We start from the raw sequence: 1,919 nt of genomic DNA on the forward strand, positions 1-1,919 counted from the left end.
GAGAAGCCCTGCGCGCCTCGGGGTGTGAAGGCTCCAGGGGGAGGTAGGCGGCGCCCGCCTTGAGGACGGCGAGAAGCGAGACGAGGAGCGAAGCGGAGCGCTCGACGCAGACGGCGACGACGGACTCAGGGCCGGCGCCAAGGGCGGCCAGGTGGCCCGCGAGAGCGGAGGCGCGAGCGTCGAGTTGCTGGTAGGTGAGGGCCACGTCGGAGTCGGCGACGAGCAGCGCGGTGGCCTCAGGCGTCCGCGCTACCTGGGCGTCCCAGAGGGAGACGAAGGTGGCGAGGGAGTCGAAGGGCCGCTCGGTGGCATTGAAGTCATGCAGCACCTGCTGGCGCTCCTCGGCGGAGAGCAGCGAGTGCGAAGCCAAGGGCGCCAGAGGCGCGGCGAGCGCGCTTTCGAGCAGCCGCAGGTAGTGCCCCAGCATTCGCTCCACGCTGCCTGCTTCGTACAAGTCACTGCTGTACTCCGCCCCCACATGCAGGCTGTCACCGTCCTCGAAGACATGCAGTGACAAATCCAGCTTCGCACTGGATGGGGAGACGGGGACAGAACGAGAGGACAGCGCCCCGAGGTGGAGCGGAGCGCCCGCGCGATTCCAGACGAAGGCGACCTGGACGAGCGGCGCGTGGTTGGGGCTGCGCTGAACACCGAGGGCGTGAACGACGCGCTCGAAGGGAGCGTCCTGGTGAGAGAAGGCGTCGAGCGCCGTCGCGCGCGTGCGTGAGAGGAGCGAGGAGAAGGAGTCGTCGGAGAGGAAGCGGGTGCGAAGGACGACGGTGTTGACGAAGAGCCCGACGACGTCCTCGGTGGCGGGGTGCGTGCGCCCGGAGACAGGGACGCCAACGCAGACGTCCTCCTGTCCAGAGTAGCGGTGCAGCAGTCCGGCGAAGGCGGCCTGGAGCGCCATGAAAGGCGTCACCCCGTGCTCGCGGCAGAAGGCTCGCAGCGCCTGGGTCAGGACTGGCGAGAGGTGCTGCCCCTCGATGGAGCCTCCCTTCCCGGTGAGGACGGAGGGGCGTGGCTTGTCGGTGGGAAGCTGGAGCAGCCGTGGCGCGTCGGAGAGCTGGCGCACCCAGTATTCGCGCTGGCGTTCTTCGCGCTCCTGGAGCCGAGGCGTGCGCTGCCATACGGCCACGTCGGCCCAGCTCAGGTCCACTGGCGCGAGCGCGGGAAGCGAATCCTGGGTGAAGGCGAGATACGCCTCGGCCAGCTCTCGCAGCAGGACGGACAGCGACGTCCCATCCACCAGCAGGTGGTGGAAGACGAGCAACAAGACATGCCGCCGCGGCGTGAGCTGCCACAGACGGAACCGGTACAGCGGTCCTTCCGCCATCGCGAAGGGGCGATCTGCTTCATGTCGCAGATGTGCCGTCAGCGTTGTGGCGGATGCGTCTGGCTCCAGATGCTCCACGGTCAGCACGCGTGGGGCGGCCGGTTGCAACACCGGGACGGGGTGTCCGTCGCGTGAAGCGGGAACCGCCAATCGCAGCACCGTGTGTCGCGAGACCAGCCAGTGGAGCGCGGCTTCCAGGGCCTCGATGTCCAGGGGCCCCGTGAGCTCCAGTGCTTCGGGCAGGTGGTAGGCGCTGGAGTCGGGCTGCAACTGGTGCAGGAACCACATGCGCTCCTGCGAGTACGACAGCAGCGCGCGCTCATCATCGCGACGAGGCGTCGGCGCTGGCAGGGACGTCTCGGTAGCGCCCTGGATTCCCTCCAGCTCACGAGCCAGCGCGGCGACGGAGGGGGAGGAGAAGAGGGAGGCGAGGGGAAGCTCGACGCCGAAGGAGGAGCGGATGCGGGCGGCAAGGCGAGTGGCGCTGAGGGAGTGTCCGCCGAGGGAGAAGAAGTCGTCGTGGCGAGAGAGGGAGGAGAGGCCGAGGACCTGGCAGAAGAGTTGAGCGAGGAGCTCCTCGACG

General features: G+C 68.8%; 1 protein-coding gene. It reads right to left on the reverse strand.

Translation table 11 applies throughout. The annotated features are described in order from the left end of the window. The coding region (locus G4D87_RS37180; protein ID WP_163787505.1) for a condensation domain-containing protein at positions 1 to 1,919 on the reverse strand (1,919 nt) is incomplete at both ends.

The organism is Myxococcus vastator, assembly GCF_010894475.1.
In the GTDB taxonomy this organism is placed as follows: Bacteria; Myxococcota; Myxococcia; order Myxococcales; family Myxococcaceae; genus Myxococcus; species Myxococcus vastator.